Annotated in this window: 22 protein-coding genes; 6 read left to right on the forward strand and 16 right to left on the reverse strand. The window is 72.9% G+C overall.

Annotated features, from left to right (window positions below; all coding sequences use genetic code 11):
* Positions 1 to 1,099: transporter (locus ACWEN3_RS06920; RefSeq protein ID WP_452966637.1), on the forward strand; the 1,099-nt coding region annotated here is incomplete at its 5' end.
* Between the two features lie 10 nt (positions 1,100 to 1,109).
* On the opposite strand, the gene ACWEN3_RS06925 is transcribed toward ACWEN3_RS06920, so the two are convergent.
* Together ACWEN3_RS06925 and ACWEN3_RS06930 are read right to left on the reverse strand one after the other, a co-directional pair.
* Entirely contained in the window at positions 1,110 to 2,000 is an 891-nt protein-coding gene (locus ACWEN3_RS06925) for an alpha/beta fold hydrolase (protein WP_452966639.1), read from the reverse strand.
* A gap of 279 nt (positions 2,001 to 2,279) precedes the next feature.
* Positions 2,280 to 2,972 (reverse strand): metal-dependent transcriptional regulator, encoded by a 693-nt coding sequence (locus ACWEN3_RS06930; protein ID WP_020940714.1) that lies wholly within the window; start codon positions 2,970 to 2,972, stop codon positions 2,280 to 2,282.
* Positions 2,973 to 3,198: 226 nt separating this feature from the next.
* On the opposite strand from ACWEN3_RS06930, the gene ACWEN3_RS06935 reads away from it, so the two are divergent.
* Positions 3,199 to 3,954: an SIS domain-containing protein gene (locus ACWEN3_RS06935; RefSeq protein WP_452966642.1), complete on the forward strand. Its 756-nt coding sequence runs from the start codon at positions 3,199 to 3,201 to the stop codon at positions 3,952 to 3,954.
* Positions 3,955 to 3,990: 36 nt separating this feature from the next.
* Here ACWEN3_RS06935 and ACWEN3_RS06940 read toward each other — a convergent pair whose 3' ends face one another.
* From ACWEN3_RS06940 to pdxH, 3 genes are all read right to left on the reverse strand, one after another.
* Positions 3,991 to 5,385, reverse strand: a complete 1,395-nt coding sequence (locus ACWEN3_RS06940; protein WP_452966645.1) for a PAS domain-containing protein — start codon at positions 5,383 to 5,385, stop codon at positions 3,991 to 3,993.
* A 117-nt stretch (positions 5,386 to 5,502) separates the two neighbouring features.
* Positions 5,503 to 5,961, reverse strand: coding sequence for a GNAT family N-acetyltransferase (locus tag ACWEN3_RS06945; RefSeq protein ID WP_452966647.1), 459 nt, complete (start codon positions 5,959 to 5,961; stop codon positions 5,503 to 5,505).
* Between the two features lie 279 nt (positions 5,962 to 6,240).
* The gene (gene pdxH, locus ACWEN3_RS06950; protein WP_452966649.1) at positions 6,241 to 6,927 is read right to left on the reverse strand and encodes a pyridoxamine 5'-phosphate oxidase; all 687 of its coding nucleotides are present in this window, start codon (positions 6,925 to 6,927) and stop codon (positions 6,241 to 6,243) included.
* 178 nt (positions 6,928 to 7,105) lie between these two features.
* Here pdxH and ACWEN3_RS06955 point away from each other — a divergent pair, with 178 nt between their 5' ends.
* Positions 7,106 to 8,206, forward strand: coding sequence for a citrate synthase 2 (locus ACWEN3_RS06955; protein WP_452966652.1), 1,101 nt, complete (start codon positions 7,106 to 7,108; stop codon positions 8,204 to 8,206).
* Between the two features lie 50 nt (positions 8,207 to 8,256).
* Here ACWEN3_RS06955 and ACWEN3_RS06960 read toward each other — a convergent pair whose 3' ends face one another.
* From ACWEN3_RS06960 to ACWEN3_RS07005, 10 genes are all read right to left on the reverse strand, one after another.
* Positions 8,257 to 9,288 (reverse strand): isopenicillin N synthase family dioxygenase, encoded by a 1,032-nt coding sequence (locus ACWEN3_RS06960; protein WP_452966654.1) that lies wholly within the window; start codon positions 9,286 to 9,288, stop codon positions 8,257 to 8,259.
* Between the two features lie 320 nt (positions 9,289 to 9,608).
* Positions 9,609 to 10,208 carry a TetR/AcrR family transcriptional regulator gene (locus ACWEN3_RS06965; protein WP_452966657.1) on the reverse strand — a complete coding sequence of 200 codons (600 nt, stop codon included), beginning with the start codon at positions 10,206 to 10,208 and terminating at the stop codon, positions 9,609 to 9,611.
* A 4-nt stretch (positions 10,209 to 10,212) separates the two neighbouring features.
* Positions 10,213 to 10,950, reverse strand: coding sequence for an enoyl-CoA hydratase family protein (locus tag ACWEN3_RS06970; protein ID WP_452966660.1), 738 nt, complete (start codon positions 10,948 to 10,950; stop codon positions 10,213 to 10,215).
* Positions 10,947 to 12,515, reverse strand: coding sequence for a 4-coumarate--CoA ligase family protein (locus ACWEN3_RS06975; protein WP_452966663.1), 1,569 nt, complete (start codon positions 12,513 to 12,515; stop codon positions 10,947 to 10,949). The genes ACWEN3_RS06970 and ACWEN3_RS06975 overlap by 4 nt, the downstream gene beginning before the upstream one ends.
* Before the next feature lie 20 nt (positions 12,516 to 12,535).
* Positions 12,536 to 13,696: an acyl-CoA dehydrogenase family protein gene (locus ACWEN3_RS06980; protein WP_452966666.1), complete on the reverse strand. Its 1,161-nt coding sequence runs from the start codon at positions 13,694 to 13,696 to the stop codon at positions 12,536 to 12,538.
* A gap of 80 nt (positions 13,697 to 13,776) precedes the next feature.
* Positions 13,777 to 15,618 (reverse strand): ATP-binding protein, encoded by a 1,842-nt coding sequence (locus ACWEN3_RS06985; protein WP_452966668.1) that lies wholly within the window; start codon positions 15,616 to 15,618, stop codon positions 13,777 to 13,779.
* 8 nt (positions 15,619 to 15,626) lie between these two features.
* Complete coding sequence (locus ACWEN3_RS06990) at positions 15,627 to 17,225, reverse strand: acyl-CoA carboxylase subunit beta (RefSeq protein WP_452966671.1); 1,599 nt, start codon at positions 17,223 to 17,225, stop codon at positions 15,627 to 15,629.
* Positions 17,222 to 18,898, reverse strand: a complete 1,677-nt coding sequence (locus tag ACWEN3_RS06995) for an acyclic terpene utilization AtuA family protein (RefSeq protein ID WP_452966674.1) — start codon at positions 18,896 to 18,898, stop codon at positions 17,222 to 17,224. Before ACWEN3_RS06995 ends, ACWEN3_RS06990 begins: the two co-directional genes overlap by 4 nt.
* A 46-nt stretch (positions 18,899 to 18,944) precedes the next feature.
* On the reverse strand, positions 18,945 to 19,739 hold the full coding sequence (locus ACWEN3_RS07000; protein WP_452966677.1) for a TIGR03084 family metal-binding protein: 795 nt from the start codon (positions 19,737 to 19,739) through the stop codon (positions 18,945 to 18,947).
* A gap of 88 nt (positions 19,740 to 19,827) precedes the next feature.
* Complete coding sequence (locus tag ACWEN3_RS07005; protein ID WP_452966679.1) at positions 19,828 to 21,537, reverse strand: NAD-dependent malic enzyme; 1,710 nt, start codon at positions 21,535 to 21,537, stop codon at positions 19,828 to 19,830.
* 103 nt (positions 21,538 to 21,640) lie between these two features.
* On the opposite strand from ACWEN3_RS07005, the gene ACWEN3_RS07010 reads away from it, so the two are divergent.
* Genes ACWEN3_RS07010 through ACWEN3_RS07020 form a run of 3 tightly spaced genes read left to right on the forward strand, consistent with a single transcriptional unit; the run spans position 21,641 to position 23,428 of the window.
* Positions 21,641 to 22,486 carry a helix-turn-helix domain-containing protein gene (locus tag ACWEN3_RS07010; protein WP_452966682.1) on the forward strand — a complete coding sequence of 282 codons (846 nt, stop codon included), beginning with the start codon at positions 21,641 to 21,643 and terminating at the stop codon, positions 22,484 to 22,486.
* On the forward strand, positions 22,446 to 22,640 hold the full coding sequence (locus tag ACWEN3_RS07015; RefSeq protein ID WP_452966684.1) for a DUF397 domain-containing protein: 195 nt from the start codon (positions 22,446 to 22,448) through the stop codon (positions 22,638 to 22,640). The genes ACWEN3_RS07010 and ACWEN3_RS07015 overlap by 41 nt, the downstream gene beginning before the upstream one ends.
* A 44-nt stretch (positions 22,641 to 22,684) precedes the next feature.
* Positions 22,685 to 23,428: a class I SAM-dependent DNA methyltransferase gene (locus ACWEN3_RS07020; RefSeq protein WP_452966687.1), complete on the forward strand. Its 744-nt coding sequence runs from the start codon at positions 22,685 to 22,687 to the stop codon at positions 23,426 to 23,428.
* 22 nt (positions 23,429 to 23,450) lie between these two features.
* Here the strand turns inward: ACWEN3_RS07020 and ACWEN3_RS07025 are convergent, their stop codons facing one another.
* On the reverse strand, positions 23,451 to 24,398 hold the full coding sequence (locus tag ACWEN3_RS07025) for an EamA family transporter (protein ID WP_452966689.1): 948 nt from the start codon (positions 24,396 to 24,398) through the stop codon (positions 23,451 to 23,453).
* Positions 24,399 to 24,488: the final 90 nt, after the last annotated feature.

The raw sequence follows: 24,488 nt of genomic DNA on the forward strand, positions 1-24,488 counted from the left end.
GCTGACCAGCAGGAAGGGCCGCGATCTGGCCGTGCTGAGCGGGCTGGTGATCGCCATCGGGGTGCAGCTGGTCAACTTCGGCGCGCGGCGGCTGGGCGCCGGGGGGCCGGAGCAGCTCCGGCCGGTCGCCGACGTGCTGTCCTGGCTGCCGCCGGGTTCGGCGATCGCCGCGGTGCGCGCGGCGAGCCAGGGGTCGTACGGCACCGCCGCCGCCCAGCTCGCCGTGTCCGCCGCCGGACTGGCGGCACTGATCGGCGCCTGGGCGCGCAGCCTGACCCGGCTGATGACCACGCCCGACGGGTCCACCGTCCAGGCCCTGGACGCCGGGACTCCGGCCCGCGCCTCCTCCGGCGGGCTCGCCCGGCTGCTGCCGGGCGGGCGCACGGGCACGGTCATGGAGCGCAGCCTGCGCTACGTCTGGCGCGATCCGAAGACCAAGGCCGCCTGGGTGACCTCGCTGGCGATCGGGCTGATCGTGCCGGTGTTCAACGCGCTCCAGGGCACCGGGTCCGTCTACTTCGCGTGCTTCGCCGCCGGGATGCTCGGCATCCAGATGTACAACCAGTTCGGGCAGGACACCTCCGCCTTCTGGATGGTGGCCATGACCGTCTCCGCCCCCAGGGACGCCTACGAGGAGCTGCGCGGCCGGGCCCTGGCCCTGCTGCTGATCACCCTCCCCTACGCGGCGCTCGTCACGGTCGTGACGACCGGCCTGCTGGGCGCCTGGACCCGGCTGCCGGAGGTGCTGGGGCTGTCCTTCGCGCTGCTCGGCGCGATGCTGGCCACCGGGGCGTGGACGTCGGCGCGGTTCCCCTACTCCATCCCCCAGGAGGGCCACAAGAACGTCGCCCCCGGGCAGGCGGGCCTCGCCTGGATCTCCGTCTTCGGCGGCATGGTCTCCGCCGCCCTGCTGTGCTCCCCCGTGATCGCCCTCGCCGTCTGGATCCACCTGAGCGGGAGCGGGGACGCCTGGACCTGGCCGCTGCTGCCGGCCGGGGCCGGGTACGGGGCGGCGCTCACCGTGCTGGGACTGCGGCTGGCGGCACCGCGCACGGCGGCCCGGCTGCCGGAGATCCTGGCGGCGGTCAGCAAGGGCTGAGCCGGCGCGCTCAGCCCCCGAACACCCGGCCGAGGAACGGCGAGACCGCCTCCCGCCAGGCCACCGGCCGGTCGTAGTGGGCGAGATGGCCGGCGTCGGCCACCTCCGCGTACTCACCGCGCGGCAGCACCCGGACCATCTCCTGCGCCTCCGCCCGCCCCAGCTCCCCGTCCAGGCCCCGGACCACCAGCGCGGGGCATCGCACCTGGGCCAGCTCCTCCCAGTGGGCGTCGTACACCCAGGTCTCCCGGGACCTCAGCATCTGCTCGGGCTCGAACACCGGCCGCCAGCCGTCCGCGCACTCGTGCATCACCTCGGCGTAGAACGCGCCGCGCGCGGGACTCGGGCGCTCCACCCAGGGGTCCTGCTCGCCGAACCACTTGCGGACGTCGGCGAGGGTGGCGAAGGGGACGGGCCAGGAACGGAACCACTCGGCCCACTCGCGCTGCGAGGCCGCGCCCAGCGCGGAGGCCCGCATGTCGCAGACGACCAGGCCGCTCACCAGGTCGGGGCGCCTCGCGGCGAGCTGCCAGGCGGTCAGCGCGCCCATGGCGTGGCCGACGAGCAGGGCGGGCGCGAGGCCGAGCTGTTCGAGAGCGGCCTCGGCGTCGTCCACGTAGGCCTCGCGGGTGTACGCGGCCCGCGGGGGCTTGTCGCTCTGGCCGTGGCCACGCTGGTCGAGCGCCACGGCGCGATGGCGCCCGGCGAGCCAGCGGGCGGTGGACGCCCAGTGGGAGGCGCGGCCCATCAGTCCGTGGAGTAACAGCACACCCGGGCCGCCCGAGCCCGGGTCCGCCCGGTCCGCGTCCGCGCCCTCCGGATCCCGCTTCGGAGGGTCCGCGTACTCCCACGCGGCCAGGCGCACCCCGCCCGCTCCCGTCACGTCGATACGCCGTGCCATGGGCCTGGCACCCCCCAGCTCCGCCTGCCTCGTACGGTTCCGCTTGACATCGCAGACTATCGAATAGGTATTCGAAAATGCTGCCCCTGCGGACAACACCCCTCATTCGAGTGACACCCCTCGAGGAATGATCGCCGCCGCCAGGGGGATCTTTCTGGCGGGAGGCGGACCGCTCGGGGAAAAACGGTCCGAGGGGAATGACCCTGGGAGCTCGGGGCTCCGGGTCAGCACAGGGGAGGACAGGTCCCGGCGCCACACGGCGCCGGGGCCCTCCCCTGATCAGCGCTTGGCGACGAACACATGGGAGGCGACATCCGCCTCCAGCTCGGCCGCCTCACCCCCACTGCCCACCAGCACCCCACCGGCCGACTCCGTCACGCTCACCACCGAACCGGGCTGCACACCCGCCCGCCGCAGCGTGTACATCAGCTGCGCGTCCGTCTGGATCGGCTCCCCGATCCGGCGCACGACCACCGTCTTGCCGTCCGTGCCCGCGTCCAGATCGGCCAGCGACACCATGCCCTCGTCCAGGAACGGATCGGCACCGTCCTTCTCGCCCAGCTCCTCCAGCCCCGGGATCGGGTTGCCGTACGGCGACTCGGTCGGGTGCCGCAGCAGCTCCAGCACCCTGCGCTCCACGGCCTCGCTCATCACGTGCTCCCAACGGCACGCCTCCGCATGCACCTGCTCCCACTCCAGGCCGATCACATCGACCAGCAGACACTCCGCGAGACGGTGCTTGCGCATCACCCGCGTGGCGAGCCTTCTGCCCTCGTCGGTCAGCTCCAGGTGCCGGTCGCTGGCCACGGACACCAGACCGTCGCGCTCCATCCGCGCCACCGTCTGGCTCACCGTCGGCCCGCTCTGGTCCAGCCGCTCCGCGATGCGGGCGCGCATGGGGACGACGCCTTCCTCCTCCAGCTCGAGGATGGTGCGGAGATACATCTCCGTGGTGTCGATCAGTCCGGACATACGTGCCCCTCGATTACCTCTGCCGGAAGCCCGGCGCGTGCGCTGGCCCTGGCATCAATTCTGCCGGATCCCACTGACAAGCGGGGGCCTCCGGCGGAACGGACCGCCACGGGTGACCCTCACGGGGGTCACCCGGTCCGTCGCGGTTCCTCCTCGGCCGTATTGACACCGCACTGGTCCAGACCGCACGGTGATCCGCGACACGGACGCTGCGAAGGGGCACCGCATGAGCGACGGCACGCCTGCCGACCTGTTCTTCGACGCCGCCATCAACCTGCTGCGACGGATCCGCGAGGAGGAGGCCGACACGATCACCGCGGCCGGCACCCTGCTCGCCGACACCGTCGCGGCAGGCGGCCGCCTGTTCGCCTTCGGCGCCGGGCACTCCTCCCTGGCCGCCCAGGACGTCGTCTACCGCGCCGGCGGCCTCGCCCTGATGAACCTGCTCGCCGTGCCCGGAGTCGTCGGCGTCGACGTCACCCCCGCCACCCTCGGCTCCGCCCTCGAACGCGTCGACGGACTCGCCGCCGCCGTCCTCGACACCTCGCCCCTCCGCGCCGGCGACGCCCTCGTCGTCATCTCCCTCTCCGGCCGCAACGCACTGCCCGTCGAGATGGCCATGACGGCCCGGGCCCTCGGCGTGAAGGTGATCGGCGTGACCTCCGTGGCATACGCCGAGGAGACCAAGTCCCGGCACGCCTCCGGCACCTTCCTGAAGGACCACTGCGACCTCGTCCTCGACTCCAAGATCGCCGTCGGCGACGCGGAACTCACCCTCGACACCATCCCCGCACCCTTCGCCCCCGCCTCCACGGTCGTCACCACCGCCCTGATGCAGGCCGTCCTCGCCACCACCGCAGCCGCCCTCGCCGACCGCGGCATCGAACCCCCGCTGCTGCGCTCCGGCAACGTCGACGGCGGCCACGACTGGAACCGCCGGGTGATGGAGCAGTACGGCGACCGGATCTTCTACCGCCACTGAACCGGCGGGAAGGCCACCGGGGGACCACCGGGGGGACTACCCCTCCCGGACCGCCTCCGCCAGATCCAGCAGCGCGGCGATCCGCAGCGCCACATCCTCCGCATAGGCCGCGTCGGACCGCTCGAAACGACTGCGGCCGGCACCCCGCAGAAACGTCACCACGCCCAGCGTGCGCCCCCGGCTGCGCAGCACCGCGCACAACCCGTGCACCACATCGCCCGGCCACTGCCGCTCCAGCGCCCACTCCCGCGCCCGCTCGGCCGGCACCGCCCCGGCGTCCGCCCGCACACTCCCGGCCCGCTCCACGCACTGCAGCGCCGGATGCCCCTCCTCGTAACGCACGGGCAGCCCCGCCGCCCCCGTGACCAGACTCGGCCCCGGCGCACCGGCGGGCGTCGCGGCGAGCCGCACCAGCCTCACCGGAGCCGACTCGCTCTCGCCCTCCGGGCGCGCGGCACCCGCCACCCGGTCCAGCAGCGCGTGGTCCGCGAAACCGGCCAGCGCGAAGTCCAGATGGACGGTGGCCGCCTCCACGGGGTCCTCGCACTCGGCGGCGGCACGGGCCGCACGGTGCGACTGGTTCGTACGGAACCGCAGCAGAGCCGCCTCCTGCTCACCCTGCTTGGCCTCGGTGACGTCCTGGAACAGCCAGCCGACCCCGAGCGGCACCGGCTCCTCCGCCAGCGGCGAGGCCAGCCGCAGGAACCCACTGCGCCAGCAGCGCCGCTTCTCGCCCTCCGCGGTGCGCACGCTCACCCACATCTCGGCGGGCGCGGGCGGCGCACCCTCGGCCAGCACATGGGTCAGCGCCGCCTCCAGCTCCTCCACCCCCTGGGAGAGCAGCTCGCCGAGCGGCCGCCCCAGCGCGGACGTACGGCCGATCCCCAGCGAACGAGCCGCGTGCGCGTTCACCACGGCCGGCCGCAGATCGGCGTCCACGAGCACGACCCCCCAGGCCGCGTCCTCGAACAGCGCCTCGCTCAGCGCGATCGACCGCTCCAGATCGATCTGCGCGTGCACCTCGCTGAACGCGCAGTACACCCCCGCCGGCTTCCCGTCGGGCCCGCGCACCGCGGCCGACTGCGTCCGTACGAGAACACGCCCGCCGTCCTTGGTCACCAGGGCGAACTCGTGCACCTGCCGGCCCGGCGCCTCCATCGCGGACATCAGCCGGACCTGGACCTCCTCGGCGTCGGCACTGCGCACCGCCCAGCCCGCGAACCCGCGCCGGCCCACCGCCTCGGCGGCGGTCCAGCCGAGGATCCGCTCGGCCTCCCGGTTCCAGTGCGTGACCACCCCGTCGGCATCGAAGGCGCACAGCGCCGCGTCCATGCCGTCCAGCAGCGCGGCGAGCAGATCGGAGCCACCGGGCTCGCCGGGCTCGTTCGGCCCAAGCTCATCGGTGGTCCCACTCCGCCGGGAAGCACTCACCTCGACCCCCTGGAGGCTGCGTCGGCGCACTCACGTACGGCGCTCGGTTCGCTCATTTGGCTTCATTCAACTGGAACGTGACGGAGCACACATCCTGTTCCCGCAAGATTGAAGGAATCAATGCCCCGCGCCCTCCGGCCCCAGCCGCAGGTCGACCCACTCGTCCCGCTCCCCGTCCAGCACATACCGGTCGACCTCCACGAACCCGCGCCGCGCGGCGAACCGCAGCCCGTCCTCGTTCGCCGCCAGCACACATGTCTCGATCACCCCGGCGCCCATCCCGCGCGCCTGCGCCAGCGCGTGCTCGTAGACGGCCGCCCCGAACCCCCGCCGCCGGAACTCCGGCAGCACACGCGCGATGACCGTCGACACGGCCTCCTCCCCCACCGGCGGCCGCACCGTGGAAGACCCCACGAGCACGTCCCCCAGATACGCGTTCTCCAGCCGGTACCGCCCCAGCCGCACCCGGGCGTCCGCCAGGGACATCACGGCGGGCGGGACCACCACGTTGTGCACGAACCGCCACTGCTCGAGCATGCCGTCGCCCCGCACGAGCGCTGTCCGAAGATCCGTCATGCCCGGGACGCTACCGAAAAACAGTTGAGTCCCTCCCGTTCGCTTCTTAGGGTGGCTATTACTTCGGAGAGGAGGTGGTTCGGCGAATGTATGAACACCGGACGGAAGAGGTGGCTGCGGGCTAGCGGCCTGCCACCACACCCAGTGCGGTGCCGGACCAGCGTGTGCGAGTGACACGCAGCCGGCCCCAATCCCAAGCAGTCACCCGACCCGCGGGCTGCCGGTATCGTCCGGCCGGCTCCTCCTTGGAGGAACCCAGCCCGCGGGTCGTCTGCGTTTTCAGGGGCTGAGGCGTTCGACCTGCCAGGTGCCGTTGGGCCGGGCGGCGTAGCGGAGGCGGTCGTGGAGGCGGTTCTGCCGGCCCTGCCAGAACTCGACCGTGTCGGGGGCGATGCGGAAGCCGCCCCAGTGCGGGGGCACCGGGACCTGCTCGTCCTCCGGGTAGCGCTCCTCGAGTTCGGCGTAGGCGGTGTCCAGTTCCGTGCGGGAGGCGATCACCGAGGACTGGGCGCTGGCCCAGGCGCCCAACTGGGAGCCGTGCGGGCGGCTGCGGAAGTACGCGGCGGTCTCGTCGCGGCCGGTGCGGCGGGCGGTGCCGGTGACGATGACCTGGCGGGCCAGCGGGTGCCAGGGGAAGAGCAGGCAGGCGTACGGGTTCGCCGCGAGGTCGCGGGCCTTGCGGGAGTCGTAGTTGGTGTAGAAGACGAAGCCGTCGGTGTCGAACTGCTTCATCAGGACCGTGCGTGAGCTGGGGCGCCCGGTGGCGTCCGCCGTGGAGACGACCATGGCGTTGGGTTCGTAGATCGTGCCGTGGAGGGCCGCCCGGGCCGCGTCCTCGAACCAGCGGGCGAACTGGTCCATGGGGTGCGTGGCGAGGTCCTGTTCTGCGAGTCCGTCGACCCGGTACTGCTTGCGCATGGCGGCGGGGTCGAGCACGGGGTCCAGGATGGGTTCGCGGTCGGTCACGCGGTCATCTTGCCGTATGGAATGGCTGTGGCACTCAGTGTCGTAGCGTCTCCCCAATGCTGGCACTCGGGGTTATCGTGCTGGTTCCCCCTGCGGTTTGGGTGACCACCGGATGACCACCGGACGATCGGGGCATCACCGGGGTGTCCGCCGCCGACACATCACGAGGAGCCGCCTGATGTCCGATTTCGTACCCGGGCTCGAGGGAGTCGTAGCGTTCGAGACGGAGATCGCCGAACCGGACAAGGAGGGCGGCGCCCTGCGGTACCGGGGCGTCGACATCGAGGATCTGGTCGGACACGTCTCGTTCGGGAACGTGTGGGGGCTGCTGGTCGACGGCGCCTTCAATCCCGGTCTGCCGCCCGCCGAGCCGTTCCCCATCCCGGTGCACTCCGGGGACATCCGCGTGGACGTGCAGTCGGCGCTGGCCATGCTCGCGCCGGTGTGGGGGCTGCGGCCGCTGCTCGACATCGACGAGGACCGGGCGCGGGAGGACCTGGCGCGGGCGGCGGTCATGGCGCTGTCGTACGTCGCGCAGTCGGCGCGCGGGCAGGGGCTGCCGATGGTGCCGCAGCGGGAGATCGACAAGGCGAAGTCGGTGGTGGAGCGGTTCATGATCCGCTGGCGGGGGGAGCCGGATCCGAAGCACGTCGCCGCGGTGGACGCGTACTGGACGTCGGCGGCGGAGCACGGGATGAACGCGTCGACGTTCACGGCGCGGGTCATCGCGTCGACGGGCGCGGATGTCGCCGCGGCGCTGTCGGGTGCGGTGGGTGCGATGTCGGGGCCGCTGCACGGCGGTGCGCCGTCGCGGGTGCTGGGGATGATCGAGGAGATCGAGCGCACCGGGGACGCGGAGGCCTATGTGAAGAAGGCCCTGGACCGGGGTGAGCGGCTGATGGGCTTCGGGCACCGGGTGTACCGGGCGGAGGATCCGCGGGCGCGGGTGCTGCGGCGTACGGCGCGGGAGCTGGGGGCGCCGAGGTACGAGATCGCGGAGGCGCTGGAGAAGGCGGCGCTGGAGGAGCTGCACAGCCGCCGGCCCGATCGGGTGCTGGCGACGAACGTGGAGTTCTGGGCGGCGATCATGCTGGACTTCGCCGAGGTGCCGGCGCACATGTTCACGTCGATGTTCACGTGTGCCAGGACCGCGGGGTGGTCGGCGCACATTCTGGAGCAGAAGCGGACGGGGCGCCTGGTGCGGCCGTCCGCCCGGTACGTGGGGCCCGGTCCCCGGCGGCCCGAGGACATCTCCGGGTACGCGGACATCGCCCGGTAGGAGGGGCGGTTCGGGGCGCGGGTGCCGCGGGGTTCTCCGCGCCCCAGGGCTCACGCGGCCGTCAGCAGGTTCCCGTGGTGCCTCTCGGCCACCAGCGGGTGCGCCCTGAGCTTGCCCTTCAGTTCGTTGTAGCCGTACTCGGCGTACAGCGGGTTGGTCGGGTCGGTGGTGATGCCGGGGGCCTTGGCGGCGTGCGGGAAGGGCAGGGGCTCGACCTTGGCGTCCAGGCGCGGGTTGTAGAAGAACGGGACGGAGAAGCGCTCGGTGGCGCCGGGCGGGCTGACCACCCGGTGGTTGGTGGCGAGCAGGTAGCCGTTGGTGGCGACCTCCAGGAGTTCGCCGAGGTTGACGACGAAGGCGTTCTCGATCGGCGGGACCTCGTGGAAGCGGCCGTCCTCGCGCTGGACCTGGAGGCCGCCGACGGTGTCCTGGAGGAGCAGGGTGAGGAAGCCGTAGTCCTTGTGGGCGCCGACGCCCTGGTCGGTGCCGTCGCCGGCGCTGCCGGGGTAGCGGACGAGCTTGAGGTGCGGGTGGGCGTGCTCGCCGAAGACCGGGTCGTAGAAGCCGGCGGGTGCGCCGATGGCCGTCAGCAGTTCGTGCAGGAGGCGCTGGGCGACGGCGCTCAGCCGGTCGATCCAGGTGAGGGTGGCGGTGCGCAGCTCGGGGAGGGCGGTGGGCCACTGGTTGGGGCCCTGCAGCCACCAGTAGGGGGGTTCGCCGGGGCCGGGGACACGGGCGGGGCGTTCGGCGCCTATGTCGAGCTGGTCGCGCCAGTCGCGGGCGCCGGCGGTGCGTTCGTCGCCGGTGCGGGTGTAGCCGCGGAAGTGCGGGGAGTTGATGTTGTCCAGGGCCAGGCGGTCGGCCTCGGGGAGGTCGAAGAAGGCGCGCATGGCGGTGAGCAGCGCGTCGGTCTCGGCGGGGGTCACGCCGTGTCCGACGAGCTGGAAGAAGCCGACGTCGTGGGCGGCGCTGTGCAGCCGGGCGTGGAGGAGGGCGCGGGCCCGGGGGCCGCGGTCGGCGGCCGAGAGGTCGATGACGGGGAGCTGGTCGTACGACGGGGTCGTCGCGGTGTACGTCGTCATGGGTGCGTCCACGAGGGTGTGTGGGCCACGGGCAGAGGACCGCCGAGGGTGGGGCGGCGCCGCCCAGGATGCCGTAAGAAGAGGGAGAAGAAAGGGGCTGAATCAGGCCGAAGGCCGACAGCCCATGCTCGTGACGCGCACGTAGTCCACGTGGCGGCGTCGAACGAGCATCGGAAGCATGGGGGCAAGGGTACTGCGGGACACGGGATTGCGATGTGGCCGGGTTCACGTCGCGGGTGTCCGGGTCGCGCGGTTCAGAACCTGCCCCGGACCCGCACGGTGCGGTGGCCGTCCGGGGCGTCGGTGACCGGCGCGGCACCTCAGCGCAGGGCCTGGGTCAGCAGGTCGGCCCATTGGGCGACGACGCGGTCGCGGCGGGCGGTGTCGTCGGTGAGGAGGTTGGCGAGGCCGAGGCCGCGGGCCATGTCGAGGAAGCCCTGGACGGTCTCGCGGACGCCGGGGCGGGTCTCGTCTGCGCCGAGGAGGTCGACGGCGATGCGGTGGTTCTCGCGGCCGACGCGGGCTTCCAGCTCGGTCACGCGGGGGCGCAGCTGTTCCTCGTTGGAGGCGGCGACCCACAGGTGGAGGGCGGCGCGGAACAGGGGGCCGGTGTAGAGGTCGACGAGGGCGGTGACGACGGCGCGGCGGTCGGCGGGGCCGTCGGGGAAGAGGTCCCTGAGTGCGGTGGAGCGTTCCTCGGCGACGTATTCGACGGCGGCGGTGAACAGGTCCTCGCGGGTGGGGAAGTGGTGCTGGGCGGCGCCCCGGGAGACGCCCGCGCGTTCGGCAACGGCGGCGACGGTGGAGCCTGCCCAGCCGTGTTCGGCGAGGCAGGCCACGGCGGCCTCCAGGAGCCGCTGCCGGGTGGCCCGGCTGCGGTCCTGTTTGGGGTGGCGGTCGCGTTCCGCCGTCGTGCTCATGTGGTCACACCACCCATGCCGGGTCTCGTCTCTCCAGGAAGGCCGTCATCCCCTCCCGGGCCTGGTCGGAGGCGAACAGCCGGGCCGAGAGTGCGGTGAGGTCGGCCGCGTCCCGGTCGAATGTCTCCAGCACCCTAGCCGTGAGCAGCCGTTTCGTCTCGGCGAGGGCCTGGGGGGAGGAGCGGCGCAGGCCGTCCAGGAGGGGGGCGAGGGCTTCTTCGGCGTCGTCGGCGGCGGCGGAGAGCAGGCCCATGCGTACGGCTTCCTCGGGGCCGAAGCGTTCGCCGGTGAGGTAGTAGCGGGCGAGGGCGCGGGGGTCGGCGCGGGGCAGCAGTGGCAGGGAGATCACCGCGGGGGCGACGCCGATGCGGACCTCGGTGAAGGCGAAGGTGGCGGTGTGGGAGGCGGCGGCCAGGTCGCAGGCGGCGAGCAGGCCGAGGCCGCCGGCGCGGACGTGTCCGGTGACGCGGGCGACGACGGGTCGGGGCAGTTCGACGATCTGCCGGAGCAGGCCGACGAGTGCGTCCGGGTGGGGCGGGTCGCGCAGGTCGGCGCCGGCGCAGAAGGTGTTGCCGGTGTGGGTGAGGACGACGGCGCGTACGTCGTCGTCCTTGCCGCAGTCGGCGAGGGCGTTCGCGAGGTCGCCGACGAGGGCCGCGGAGAGCGCGTTGCGGGTGTCGACGGCGTCCAGGCTGAGGGTTTCGACGGCACGCGTGCGGGTGCGGCCGATCCGTGCGGTCATGCGTGCTCCTTGAGCCGGCGCCGCAGGATCTTTCCGGAGGCGGCGCGGGGGACGGCGTCGATGAAGGTGACCTGGCGGACCCGTTTGTAGGGGGCGACGCGTTCGGCGACGTAGAGCATGACCTCGTTCTCGCTCAGGTCGTCGGCGGTGGGCCGGCGGACGACGAAGGCGTGCGGGACCTCGTTGCCGTCGTCGTTGCAGGCGCCGATGACGGCGGCGTCGGCGATGCCCGGGTGGGCGAGCAGCAGGGCCTCGAGTTCGGCGGGTGCCACCTGGAAGCCCTTGTACTTGATGAGTTCCTTGACGCGGTCGACGACGAAGAGCCAGCCGTCGGTGTCCACCCGGCCGACGTCGCCGGTGTGCAGCCAGCCGTCGGCGTCGATCATGTCGGCGGTGGCGTCGGGGCGTCCGAGGTAGCCCTTCATCACCTGCGGGCCGCGGATCAGGATCTCGCCGGCCCCTCCCGCGCCGAGGTCCTTGCCGGGGTCGTCCAGGGAGACGACACGCATCTCGGTGCCGGCGATGAGCTTGCCGACGGTGCCGGCGGGGGCGTCGTGCAGGCGGTCGAGGGGGACGACGTGGGTGCCGGGGGACAGTTCCGTCATGCCGTAGGCCTGGCCGATGGGGGGCAGGCCGAGGCGGGCGGAGCAGGCCGTGGCGAGGTTCGCGTCGAGGGGTGCCGCGGCGCTGATGACATGTTTGAGGGACGACAGGTCGTAGCGGGTGACGGCGGGGTGCTTGGCGAGGGCGAGGACGATCGGCGGGGCGACGTAGAGGCCGGTGATGCGGTGGGTCTCGATCGCGGCGAGGAAGGTCTCCAGGTCGAAGCGGGGCAGGACGACGATCGTGGCGCCCTTGCGCAGGGGCGCGTTCATGAGGGCGGTCAGGCCGTAGATGTGGAAGAAGGGCAGGACGGCGAGGATGCGGTCGCCGGGGCCGGTGGGGACGGCGGGCTCCAGCTGGGCCAGGTTGGTGGCGATCTGCCGGTGGGTGAGCATCACGCCCTTGGGGATGCCGGTGGTGCCGGAGGAGTACGGCAGTGCGGCGATGTCCTCGGCCGGGTCGATGTCGACGCGGGGCTCGGGGGCGGCCGTGCCGAGCATGTCGATGAGCGAGCGGTGTCCGGGTGCGCTGTCGCACACGAATATCTCCTGTGTGCCGCCGGCGAGTTCGGCGGCCCGGCGGGCGGTCTCCAGCAGCGGGGAGACGGTGACGATCCAGCGGGCCGCGCTGTCGCGGAGCTGTTTGGCGAACTCCTCGGGGGTGGCGAGGGGGTGGACCGTGGTGACGGCCGCGCCCGCGCGGGTGGCCGCGTAGAAGGCGGTGGGGAAGGCGATGGTGTTGGGGCTGTGCAGGGCGAGGACGTCGCCCTTGCGGACGCCGGCGTCGGCGAAGGCGGCGGCGAGGCGCCGGTGGAACCGGTCCACCTGCTCGTACGTGAGGGTGGTCCCGTCCGTGCCGTCGATGAGCGCGGGCTGCTCGCCGAAGTCGGCTGCGCTTCCGAGGACGGCGTCGTGGATGGGGAGTTCGACGAAGGGGACGTCTGCGTACTCGCTGCGGAACACGGTTCCTCCAGTGCGGTCGCCTAGTACGACTTGGGCAGGCCCAGGGTCTGGTGGGAGACGTAGTTGAGAATCATCTCCCGGCTCACCGGAGCAATACGAGCCACGCGTGCGGCTGTTATCAACGAGGCGAGTCCGAATTCGCGGGTGAGCCCGTTGCCGCCGAGGGTGTGCACGGCCTGGTCGACGGCCTTCACGCAGGCCTCGCCGGCCGCGTACTTGGCCATGTTGGCGGCCTCGCCCGCGCCGATGTCGTCGCCCGCGTCGTAGAGGTGGGCCGCCTTCAGCGTCATCAGCCGGGCCAGTTCCAGGTCGATGTGCGCCTGCGCCAGGGGGTGGGCGATGGCCTGGTGGGCGCCGATGGGGGTCTTCCAGACGCTGCGGTCGCGGGCGTACTCGACGGCCCGGGTGAGCGCGTACCGGCCCATCCCGATGGCGAAGGCGGCGGTCATGACGCGCTCGGGGTTGAGTCCGGCGAACAGCTGGAGCAGCCCGGCGTCCTCGTCGCCGACGAGCGCGTCGGCGGGCAGCCGTACGTCGTCCAGGGTCAGTTCGAACTGCTTCTCGGCCGCCTTGAGTTCCATGTCGATCGGCCGCTTCTGGAAGCCGGGTGCGTCCGTGGGGACGATGAACAGGCACGGCTTGAGTCGTCCGGTGCGGGCGTCCTCGGTGCGGCCGACGATGAGTACCGCGTCGGCCATGTCCACGCCGGAGATGAAGACCTTGCGGCCGGTGAGGAGCCAGTCGGCGCCGTCCCTGCGGGCCGTGGTGGTGATGCGGTGGCTGTTGGAGCCGGCGTCGGGTTCGGTGATGCCGAAGGCCATGAGGCGCGTTCCGTCGGCGATGCCGGGGAGCCAGGCGCGTTTCTGCTCCTCGGTGCCGAAGCGGGCGATGACCGTGCCGCAGATGGCCGGGGAGACGATGAGCATGAGCAGGGGGGAGCCGGCCGCGCCGAGCTCTTCGAGGACGATGGAGAGTTCGGCTATGCCACCGCCGCCGCCTCCGTGCTCCTCGGGGAGGCTGACGCCCAGGTAGCCGAGTTTTCCGGCCTCGGCCCAGAGTTCGGTGGGGTGGCGGCCCTCGGCGACGGTGCGGGCGATGTAGTCGCGGCCGTAGCGTTTGCCGAGGGCGGCGACCGCGGCTCGGAGTGCCTTGTGCTCTTCGGATTCGATGAGGGTGGTCATGCGGTCCTCCGGATGCGGGTGGTCGGTGGCCGGGCGCGCTCGCGAGGCGGCAGCCGCACATGGACGCGGCCCCGCGCCCCTTACGTGGGCTGCACCACCGCCAGCAACAGGCCGGGCTCCACCTGCTGTCCCGGCTTGGCGTGCAGGGCGGTGAGCGTGCCTGCGGCGGGCGCTGAGATCTGGTGCTGCATCTTCATCGCCTCGAGCCAGATCAGGGGCTGGCCGGCGGTGACGGCAGCCCCTTCGGTGAGGCCCTCGGCGATGCGTACGACCGTGCCGGGCATCGGGGCGAGCAGGGAGCCCGGGGCGAGCTGGGCGGCGGGGTCGGGGAAGCGGGGCAGGGCCGTGAGGCGGGTGGCGCCCGCGTACACCTGGTCGCCGTACCGCGCGATCTCGAACCTGCGCCGGACGCCGTCGACTTCGAGGACGACCGTGCGGGCGTCGGCGTGCACGACCCGGACCCCGTCGGCCGCGAGGCCGTGCCGCGTGTGCCGGTAGCGGACCTCGTGTTCCTCCCCCGCCATCTCGTACCGCTTGACCTGCGGCTGCGAGGGGACGTTGCGCCAGCCGCCGAAGCGGGAGCGGCCGTGGGCGTCGGCGAGGGCGGCGGCCAGGGGGGCGTGGGGGTCGTGCGCGGGCCCGGTCAGCTCGGCGAGGTGGCGGTCGTAGAAGCCGGTGTCCATGGCGGCCCGGGCGAACTCCTGGTGGCGCAGGGAGCGCACCAGCAGGTCGCGGTTGGTGACCGGGCCGTGGAGTTCGGTCCGTTCCAGGGCGCCCGCCAGCCTGCGCAGCGCCTCCGCGCGGGTGGGGGCGTGGGCGACGACCTTGGCGAGCATCGGGTCGTAGTGGACGCCGATGGTGTCGCCGTCGGTGTAGCCGGTGTCGAGGCGGACGCCGGCCGGTACGGCGAGGCGGTGCAGGGCACCGGTCTGCGGGGCCCAGTCGCGTGCGGGGTCCTCGGCGTAGAGGCGGGCCTCGACGGCGTGCCCGCGCGCGGCCGGCGGCTCGGCGGGCAGGGCGTGGCCCTCGGCGACGCGGATCTGCTCGGCCACCAGGTCGATGCCGAACACCGCCTCGGTCACGGGATGTTCGACCTGGAGGCGGGTGTTCATCTCCAGGAAGTGCGCGCGGCCGTCGGCGACCAGGAACTCGACGGTGCCCGCGCCGACGTAGGAGACGGACCGGGCGGCGCGTACGGCGAGGGCGTACAGCTCCTCGGTGAGCCGCTCGGGGAGTCCGGGTGCCGGGGCCTCCTCGACGACCTTCTGGTGGCGGCGCTGGAGGGAGCAGTCGCGGGTGCCGAGCGGCCAGACGGTGCCGTGGGTGTCGGCGAGGATCTGCACCTCGACGTGGCGGCCGTGCTCGATGTACGGCTCCACGAAGACCTCGCCGTCGCCGAAGGCGCTCGCGGCCTCGGCGCGCGCGCCCTCCAGCGCTGCGGCCAGCTCGCTCAGGCGGCGCACGATCCGCATGCCGCGTCCTCCGCCGCCCGCGGCCGCCTTCACCAGGACCGGCAGGTCGGACTCGGTGACCTCGCCGAGGGGCGCGAGGCCCATCAGCTCCTTGGCGCGGGTCTTGGACGCCATGGCCTCGATGGCCTCCGGGGGAGGGCCGATCCAGGTCAGGCCGGCGTCGAGGACGGCGCGGGCGAAGCCGGGGTTCTCGGACAGGAAGCCGTAGCCGGGGTGCACGGCGTCCGCGCCGGCGGACAGGGCCGCCTTCACGATCAGGTCGCCGCGCAGGTACGTCTCGGCGGGCGCCGTTCCCGGCAGCCGTACCGCGGCGCCGGCCACGCGCGCGTGGAGCGCGCTCGCGTCGGCGTCCGAGTGCACGGCCACCGTGCGGATGCCCAGGTCACCGCAGGTGCGGAAGATGCGGCAGGCGATCTCGCCGCGGTTGGCGACGAGCACAGTCGAAATCACGTGATCCCTCACATCCGGAAGACGCCGAAGCCGCCGCGCGCGCCCTCGTAGGGGGCGGTGTGGATCGCGGACAGGCACAGGCCGAGGACGGTGCGGGTGTCGCGCGGGTCGATGACGCCGTCGTCGTACAGCCGCCCGGACAGGAACATCGGCAGCGACTCGGACTCGATCTGCTGCTCCACCATGGCGCGCAGGGCCGCGTCCGCGTCCTCGTCGTAGGGCTGCCCCTTGGCCGCCGCCGACTGCCGGGCGACGATGGACAGCACTCCGGCGAGCTGCTGCGGGCCCATGACGGCCGACTTGGCGCTGGGCCAGGCGAACAGGAAGCGCGGGTCGTACGCCCGCCCGCACATGCCGTAGTGCCCGGCGCCGTACGACGCGCCCATGAGCACGGACAGGTGCGGGACCCGGCTGTTGCTGACCGCGTTGATCATCATCGCGCCGTGCTTGATGATCCCGCCCTGCTCGTACTCCCTGCCGACCATGTAGCCGGTGGTGTTGTGCAGGAAGAGCAGCGGGATGTCGCGCTGGTTGGCGAGCTGGATGAACTGGGCGGCCTTCTGCGACTCGGCGCTGAAGAGGACACCCTGGGCGTTGGCCAGGATGCCGACCGGGTAGCCGTGCAGGGCCGCCCAGCCGGTGACCAGGCTCGTGCCGTACAGCGGTTTGAACTCGTCGAAGTCGGAGGCGTCGACGATGCGGGCGATGACCTCGCGCGGGTCGAAGGGGGTCCTCAGGTCGCCGGGGACGATGACCAGCAGCTCCTCCGGGTCGTGCTCGGGCGGCTCGGCCGGTCCCGGATCCGGGTGGGCCTTGCGGTGGTTGAGCCGGGCGACCACCCGCCGGGCCTGGCGCAGCGCGTCCGGCTCGTCGACGGCGAAGTGGTCGGCGAGGCCGGAGACGCGTGCGTGCATCTCGGCGCCGCCCAGGGACTCGTCGTCGCTCTCCTCGCCGGTCGCCATCTTCACCAGCGGCGGCCCGCCGAGGAACACCTTCGCCCGCTCCTTGACCATGATCACGTGGTCGGACATGCCGGGCACGTAGGCGCCGCCGGCGGTGGAGTTGCCGAACACGACGGCGATGGTGGGGATGCCGGCGGCCGACAGCCGGGTGAGGTCCCGGAAGATGGCGCCGCCGGGGATGAAGATCTCCTTCTGGGAGGGCAGGTCGGCGCCTCCCGACTCCACCAGGCTGATGCAGGGCAGCCGGTTGGCGAGCGCGATGTCGTTGGCGCGCAGGGCCTTCTTCAGGCTCCACGGGTTGCTGGCGCCGCCGCGCACGGTCGGATCGTTGGCGGTGATCAGGCACTCCACGCCCTCGACCACCCCGATGCCGGTGACCAGGGAGGCGCCGACGGCGTAGTCGCTGCCCCAGGCGGCGAGCGGGGACAGCTCCAGGAACGGGGTGTCCGGGTCGAGGAGCAGCTCGATGCGTTCGCGGGCGAGCAGCTTGCCCCGCTTGCGGTGCCGTTCCACGTACTTCTCGCCGCCGCCCGCGAGCGCCTTGGCGTGCTCGCCGTCCAGCTCGGCGAGTTTCTCCAGCATGGCCTCGCGGTGGGCCCGGTAGTCCGGGCCGGCGGGGTCCAGGGCCGTCTGCAGAACCGTCACAGCAGGGTCTCCGGGATGTCCAGGTGTCGGGAGCGCAGCCATTCGCCGAGGGCCTTGGCCTGCGGGTCGAAGCGGTGCTGGGCGGCCACGCCCGCGCCGAGGATGCCCTCCACGACGAAGTTCAGGGCGCGGAGGTTCGGCAGCACGTGCCGGGTGACGGGCAGGTCCCGGCTCTCGGGGATCAGCTGCCGGAACCTGTCGGTGGTCAGCTCGTGCGCGAGCCACCGCCAGGCGTCGTCGGTACGGGCCCAGACGCCCACGTTGGCGTTGCCGCCCTTGTCCCCGCTGCGGGCCCCGGCGACCAGGCCGAGCGGGCCACGCCGCACCGGGCCGGGCGGGAGGGGCTCGGGCAGGGACGGCAGGGTCACGTCGGCCAGGGGCCGTGCGTCCCGGGGCGACGGCACCGGGACACGGCGTCCGTCGTGGAGGACGGCCACGTGGTCGACGGCGTCGTGGGGCACGTACACGTCCTCGAAGACACCGTAGGGAGCGCCCTTCCCTGGTGGTGCGAGCACGTGGAACCCCGGGTAGCCGGCCAGCGCCAGCTCGATCGCGGCCCCGCTCAGCGCCCGCCCCACCAGCCGCTCGTCCGGGTCCCGTACAACGAGCCGCAGCAGGGCGCTGGCCGTCTCCTCGGTGTCGGCGTCGGGCCGGTCGGTGCGGACCAGGTCCCATCGCACCTCGGCGGGCGGCGACTTGGCGAGCGCGTCGGACAGCTGCTCGCGCACGAGGGCCGCCTTCGCCTCGATGTCGAGTCCGGTGAGGACGAACACGACCTCGTTGCGGAAGCCGCCGAGCCGGTTGAGCCCGGTCTTCAGCGTGGGCGGCGGGGCCTCCCCGCGCACCCCCTCGATCCGCACCCGGTCCGGCCCGTCCTGGCTCAGCCGTACGGTGTCCAGCCGGGCGGTGACGTCGGGGCCCGCGTACCGGGCGCCTCCCGTCTCGTACAGCAGCTGGGCCGTGACCGTGCCGACGTCGACGAAGCCGCCGGTGCCGGGGTGCTTGGCGACGACGCTGCTGCCGTCGGCGTGGATCTCGGCGAGCGGGAAGCCGGGGCGGCGTACGTCCCCCTCATGGAAGAACGCGTAGTTGCCGCCGGTGGCCTGCGTCCCGCACTCCAGGACGTGCCCGGCGACGACGGCGCCCGCGAGGCGGTCGTACGCCTGGGGGTCCCAGCCGAAGTGGGCGGCGGCCGGGCCGGTGACGAGCGCCGCGTCCGTCACCCGCCCGGTGATCACGACGTCGGCGCCGGCCCGCAGGCACTCGGCGATGCCGAAGCCCCCGAGGTAGGCGTGGGCGGCGAGGGCGCCCGGGTGCCGGGCCGTGAGGTCGTCGCCCTCGACGTGCGCGACCCTGACCGGGAGGCCGAGCCGGTCCGCCAACTCCCTGATCCGCCCGGCGAGTCCGGCCGGGTTGAGGCCGCCCGCGTTGGTGACGATCCGCACCCCGCGCTCGTGGGCGAGGCCGAGGCAGTCCTCCAGCTGGCGCAGGAAGGTGCGGGCGTATCCGGCGGAGGGGTCCTTCAGGCGGTCCCGGCCGAGGATCAACATGGTCAGTTCGGCCAGGTAGTCGCCGGTGAGGACGTCGAGCTCGCCGCCGGTGAGCATCTCGCGCAGGGCGTCGAAGCGGTCGCCGTAGAAGCCGGAGAAGTTGCCGACGCGCAACGGGTTCACCGGTGGGCCCCCTTCGGCGGGCGCCCGGCGTCGGCACGACGGGCCGTCATGCCGGGCCCTCCTTCGCCGGGCGGCCGGTGCCGGGCGGCCCGGCGAAGGCCTGGGCGATGTCCAGCCAGCGGTCCGCGTCCGGGCCCACGGCGCTCAGCGCGAGGTCGTCGCGGTGGGCGCGCTGGGTGACGAGCAGGCAGAAGTCGAGGGCGGGGCCGGTGACCCGCTGCGGGGCGTCCTCCGGGCCGTGGGTCCACAACTCGCCGGACGTCGCGACCAGTTCCACGCGGAGCTCCTCGACGGGCGGGGTGAGTCCGTGGACGCCGAAGGCGAAGTCCCGCGTCCGCACGCCGAGCCGGACGATGTGCCGCAGCCGGTCGGTGGCGGCGCGGGTGACGCCGAGCGCCTCCGCCACGTCCAGTCCATGGGCCCAGGTCTCCATGAGGCGGGCGGTGGCCATGGAGGCGGCCGACATGGGCGGCCCGTACCAGGGGAAACGCGCGCCGGGCGACGCCGCGCGCAGGGCCCGGTCGAGGGCGGCCCGCCCGTCGCGCCAGGAGGAGAGGAGGTCGGCGGCCGGGAGCCGGGCGCCCTCCTCCGCCCCTTCGTCCACGAACGAGTCGGGTCGGGCGAGCGCCTTCTCCACCAGCGCGCGGAAGGCTTCCGCGTCGGTGACGGCGAGCAGCGCCGATCGGTCGGTCCAGGCGAGGTGGGCGATCTGGTGGGCGACGGTCCAGCCGGGGGCGGGCGTCGTCAGCTCCCACCGCTCGGGGGTCAACTCCGCTACGAGTCGATCCAGTTCGTCGCTCTCGGCACGCAGGTCGTCGATGACGGGCGTCGGGTCGGCCATGGGGGGAGCATGGCAGCGGACCCAGAAACAATCAAGCGTGCTTGCATGAATTTGACGGGTGGAGCCGCCACCGGCGAGGGGCCGCCGCTCAGACCGCTTCCACCGGCGGGTACACCGGCTCCCAGCGCGCCGCCCGCACCGCCGCCTCGACGTCGTCCAGGCCGGCCCGGGCCACGCCCTCGTCCATCGCCGCGCGGACCACGGCGACGGCGACCGCCTCCGAGGTGGCGCGCAGGTCGCGGATCGGCGGGAGAACCGGCGCGTTCAGCCGCGCGACGTCCGTGTCGTCGGTGCGGCGGGCCACCGCGTCCGCCGCGGCACGCAGCATCCCGTCGGTGACCCGGGCGGCCCGCGCGACGATCACACCGAGGCCGAGACCGGGGAAGATCAGGGCGTTGTTGGCCTGCCCGGTCTCGTACGTCGTCCCGTTCCGCTCCACCGGCGCGAAGGGGCTGCCCGTGGCCACCAGGGCCTTGCCGTCCGTCCAGTCGAGAAGGTCGGCCGGGGTGGCCTCGGCGAGGGCGGTCGGGTTGGACATGGGCAGGACGATCGGCCGCCCGGTGTGCCGGGCCATCTCGCGGACGATGTCCTCGGTGAAGGCGCCGCCCTGGCCGGAGGTGCCGATGAGGATGGTGGGACGGACCCGACGGACCACCTCGTCGAGGGGGATGCCGGACAGGTCCTCGTCGCGCCGCCAGCCGGCGACCTCTCGCGCCGGGCGGGCGTACGGCACCTGGAAGTCCCGCAGCCTGTCGCCCTGGCCGGCGACGAGCAGTCCGTAGCGGTCGACGCACCAGAACCGCGCGGTGGCCTCGGCACCGGACAGCCCCTCGGCGAGCAGCGCGTCCCGCATCTGGTCGGCGACGCCGACACCGGCCGTGCCCGCGCCGAACACCACGATCCGGTGCTCGGGCAGCGGCACACCGGCGGCCCGCGCGCCGGACAGCACGGCGGCGAGGTTCACGGCGCCCGTGCCCTGGATGTCGTCGTTGAAGGTGCACACCCGGTCGCGGTAACGCTCCAGGATCCGGCGGGCGTTGGCGGTGCCGAAGTCCTCCCAGTGCAGCAGGGCGTCCGGGAAGAGCCTGCCGGCGGCCGTCACGTACGCGTCGATGAAGGCGTCGTAGGCGTCGCGGTCGGCGCGCGGATGGCGGTTGCCGAGGTAGAGGGGGTTGTCGAGGAGTTCCTGGCGGTTGGTGCCCACGTCCAGCATGACCGGCAGGGTGCGGCGCGGGTCGATGCCGGCGGCGGCCGTGTAGACGGCGAGCTTGCCGACGGCGATGTCGATGCCGCCGACGCCCCAGTCGCCGATGCCGAGGATGCCCTCGCCGTCGGTGGCGACGATCAGGTCGACGTCGCCGGCGCCGAGGCCGCTCGCGCGCAGGCAGCGCTCGATGTCGTCGGGGGCGTCGACGGAGAGGTACACGCCCCGGGGGCGGCGGTACTCGTAGCTGTAGCGCTCGATGGCCGTGCCCACGGTGGGCGTGTAGACGATCGGCAGCATCTCTTCGAGGTGGTCGCCGACGAGCCGGTAGAAGAGCACCTCGTTGCGGTCGTGCAGATTGGTCAGGTTGACGCTCTTGGCCAGGTCGTTCGGCTGGTCCCGGAACTGGGCGTAGGCGCGATCCGCCTGCTGGTCCTGGGTGAGCACCCCGGGCGGGACCAGCCCGACGAGGCCCAGGGCCCGGCGCTGCCCGTCGGTGAACGCCGTACCGCGGTTGATCCGGGGGTCGGCGAGCACGGCCCGGCCGCGTGCGATGACCTTCAGGGGGCGTGGGGTGCCTTCGGCGTCGTCCATGAGACCCACCTGCCCGCCCGGCTCCCCGCGCGGACCGTTTTCCCCCGACCATGACTCCCGTGCGCGCACATATCACTACCCTGGGTCACTGGAGGTGGTGACTGTGCGAAGCCGGGAACTGGACCCGAGCGCGTCGCCGCTGGACTACTACGGCTACGAGCTGCGCCGCGCCCGGGAGACGGCCGGCCTCACGCTGGCCCAGCTGGGGTCGATCGTCTTCTGCACCGGCTCCCTGATCGGCCAGATCGAGACGGCGGCGAGGGTCCCGCAACGGGAGTTCTCCGAACGGGTGGACGCGGCACTCGGGACGGACGGCCTGTTCTCACGGCTGGTCGGGCTGGTACTGCGGAGTCAGCTGCCGAGTTGGTTCCAGCCGTATGCGGAGTTGGAGGCGAGAGCGACCTACATCTCCACCTTTCAGGCGCAGTTGGTGGACGGACTGCTGCAGACCGAGCCGTACGCGCGTGCCGTGCTGGGCCTGCGTGACGACGCGGGACTCGAGGCCAAGGTGGCCGCGCGACTGGAGCGGCAGCGGATCCTGGACCGGGAGGACCCGCCGGCCACCTGGGTGGTGCTCAGCGAGGCCGTACTGCGTCAGGAAGTCGGCGGCCGGGACGTCATGCGGCAGCAACTCGCACACTTGGCGGCCCTCCGGCGTCGCTCATGGGTGAGCGTTCAGGTGCTGCCGTTCTCGGCCGGTGCGCATACCGGGCTCATGGGCTCGTTCGCCCTGCTCCGCTTCGAGAAGGACCCGGACATCGTCTACACCGAGGACTTCGTGCAGGGTCATATGACGGCCAATCCTCAAGCGGTCAAGGAGGGTTCGGTCCGTTACGATCAACTTCAGGCCGTGGCGCTCTCCGCTGAGGACTCGGCGGCACTGATCACGCGCGTGATGGAGGAGCGTTATGGAAACGAACCGGAACCTGACGGGCGCGACCTGGCGTAAGTCCTCGTACAGCGGCGACACCGGCGGCCAGTGTGTCGAAGTCGCCAACCTCACCCCAGACATAGCCGTCCGCGACTCCAAGGACCGGCAGGGCCCCGCCCTCCTCTTCCCGGCCGCCGCCTGGACCGCCTTCCTGGAGTCGGTCGGGCACTGAAAAAGCGCGGGCGCCTCGGGGGCCTGCCGCAGTACCGTCGGCCGGTGGTCGATGGCGATGGTTACTTCGGGGAGTCGGTGGCGGCGGCGTACGACGAGTCGGCCGCGGAGATGTTCGAGGCCGGGGTCGTGGAGCCGGCCGTGGAGTTCCTGGCGGGGCTGGCCGGGGACGGTGGCCGGGCGCTGGAGCTGGGGATCGGTACCGGGCGGATCGCGCTACCGCTGGCCCGGCGCGGGGTCGAGGTGCACGGTGTCGACGTGTCCCGGGCGATGGTGCGGCGGCTGCGGGCCAAGCCGGGCGGGGACGCGATCGGGGTGACGATCGGGGACTTCGCGACCGCGAGGGTCGACGGCGGCTTCTCCCTCGCCTACCTGGTCTTCAACACGATCATGAACCTGACCTCGCAGGACGCCCAGGTGGAGTGCTTCCGCAACGTCGCGGAGCATCTGGAGCCCGGCGGGTGTTTCGTCGTCGAGGTCGGGGTGCCCGATCTGCGGCGGCTGCCGCCGGGGCAGAACACCGTGCCGTTCCGGGTGGACGGGGGGCGGCTGGGCTTCGATCTCTACGACGTGGCGACGCAGTCGGTCAGCTCGCACCACGTGCGGGTCGCGGACGGCCGCGGCACCTACCGCGCCATCCCGTTCCGGTACGTGTGGCCGGCCGAGCTGGACCTGATGGCCCGGCTCGCGGGGCTGCGGCCGCGGGAGCGGTGGGACGGCTGGACCCGGGAGCCGTTCACCAGCGACAGCCGGCAGCACGTGTCCGTGTGGGAGAAGCCCGCCGGCTGACCGTCCGCGAGGACGTCCGCGGCTACTGGCCCTCGACCGGCAGCGGCGGCACCTTGCCCCGCCCCACCTGCGTCCGCACCGCCCCGATGCTCGCCCCGATCACCAGGGCGATCGCCGCCGCCTCGGTCAGGGAGAGGGACTGGCCGAGGACCAGGAAGCCGGCCGTCGCCGCGAGGGCCGGCTCCAGGCTCATCAGGATGGCGAAGGTGGACGCGGGCAGACGGCGCAGGGCCAGGAGTTCGAGCGTGTAGGGCAGGACCGAGGAGAGCAGGGCCACCGCCGAGCCGAGGCCGAGGGTGACGGGGTTCAGGAGGCGGCTGCCGGCCGCGGTGACGCCGAGGGGCAGGAAGAGCAGGGCCGCGACCGCCATGGCCAGCGCCAGCCCGTCCGCCTGCGGGAAGCGGCGGCCCGTACGGGCGCTGAAGACGATGTACGCCGCCCACATGGCGCCGGCCCCCAGGGCGAAGGCCACGCCCACCGGGTCCAGGTCGCTGAAGCCCCCGCCGCCGAGCAGGAACACGCCCCCGAGGGCGAGGCCCGCCCACAGCAGGTTGATCGCACGCCGGGAGGTCAGGACCGAGAGGGTCAGCGGGCCGAGGACTTCGAGGGTGACGGCGGGGCCGAGGGGGATGCGGGACACCGCCTCGTAGAAGAGGCCGTTCATGGCGCCCATGGCGACGCCGAAGACGATCACCGTGACCCAGTCGGCGCGCGAGTGGCCGCGCAGCCGGGGGCGGCAGACCAGCAGAAGGACCACCGCCGCCGCGAGCAGGCGCAGGGTGACGACGCCGAGCGCTCCCGCGCGGGGCATCAGGGTCACCGCGAGGGCGCCGCCGAACTGCACCGAGACGCCGCCTGCGAGCACCAGGCCGACCGGGCCGAGTGAGCCGAGGCGGCCGGGGGTACGCGGAGGCACCGGCGTCGTCGCGGACGTCGAGGAGGCGGTGCTGGGGGTGTTGACGGTGCTCACGGCGGTCCTGGTGCTCGGGTCAGATCATGTACATCTCCATGTACTACACGGTCCAGGGTAATAGACTTCGTCAGGAGTGTGAACCCGGGA

The organism is Streptomyces sp. NPDC004561 (assembly GCF_053602155.1).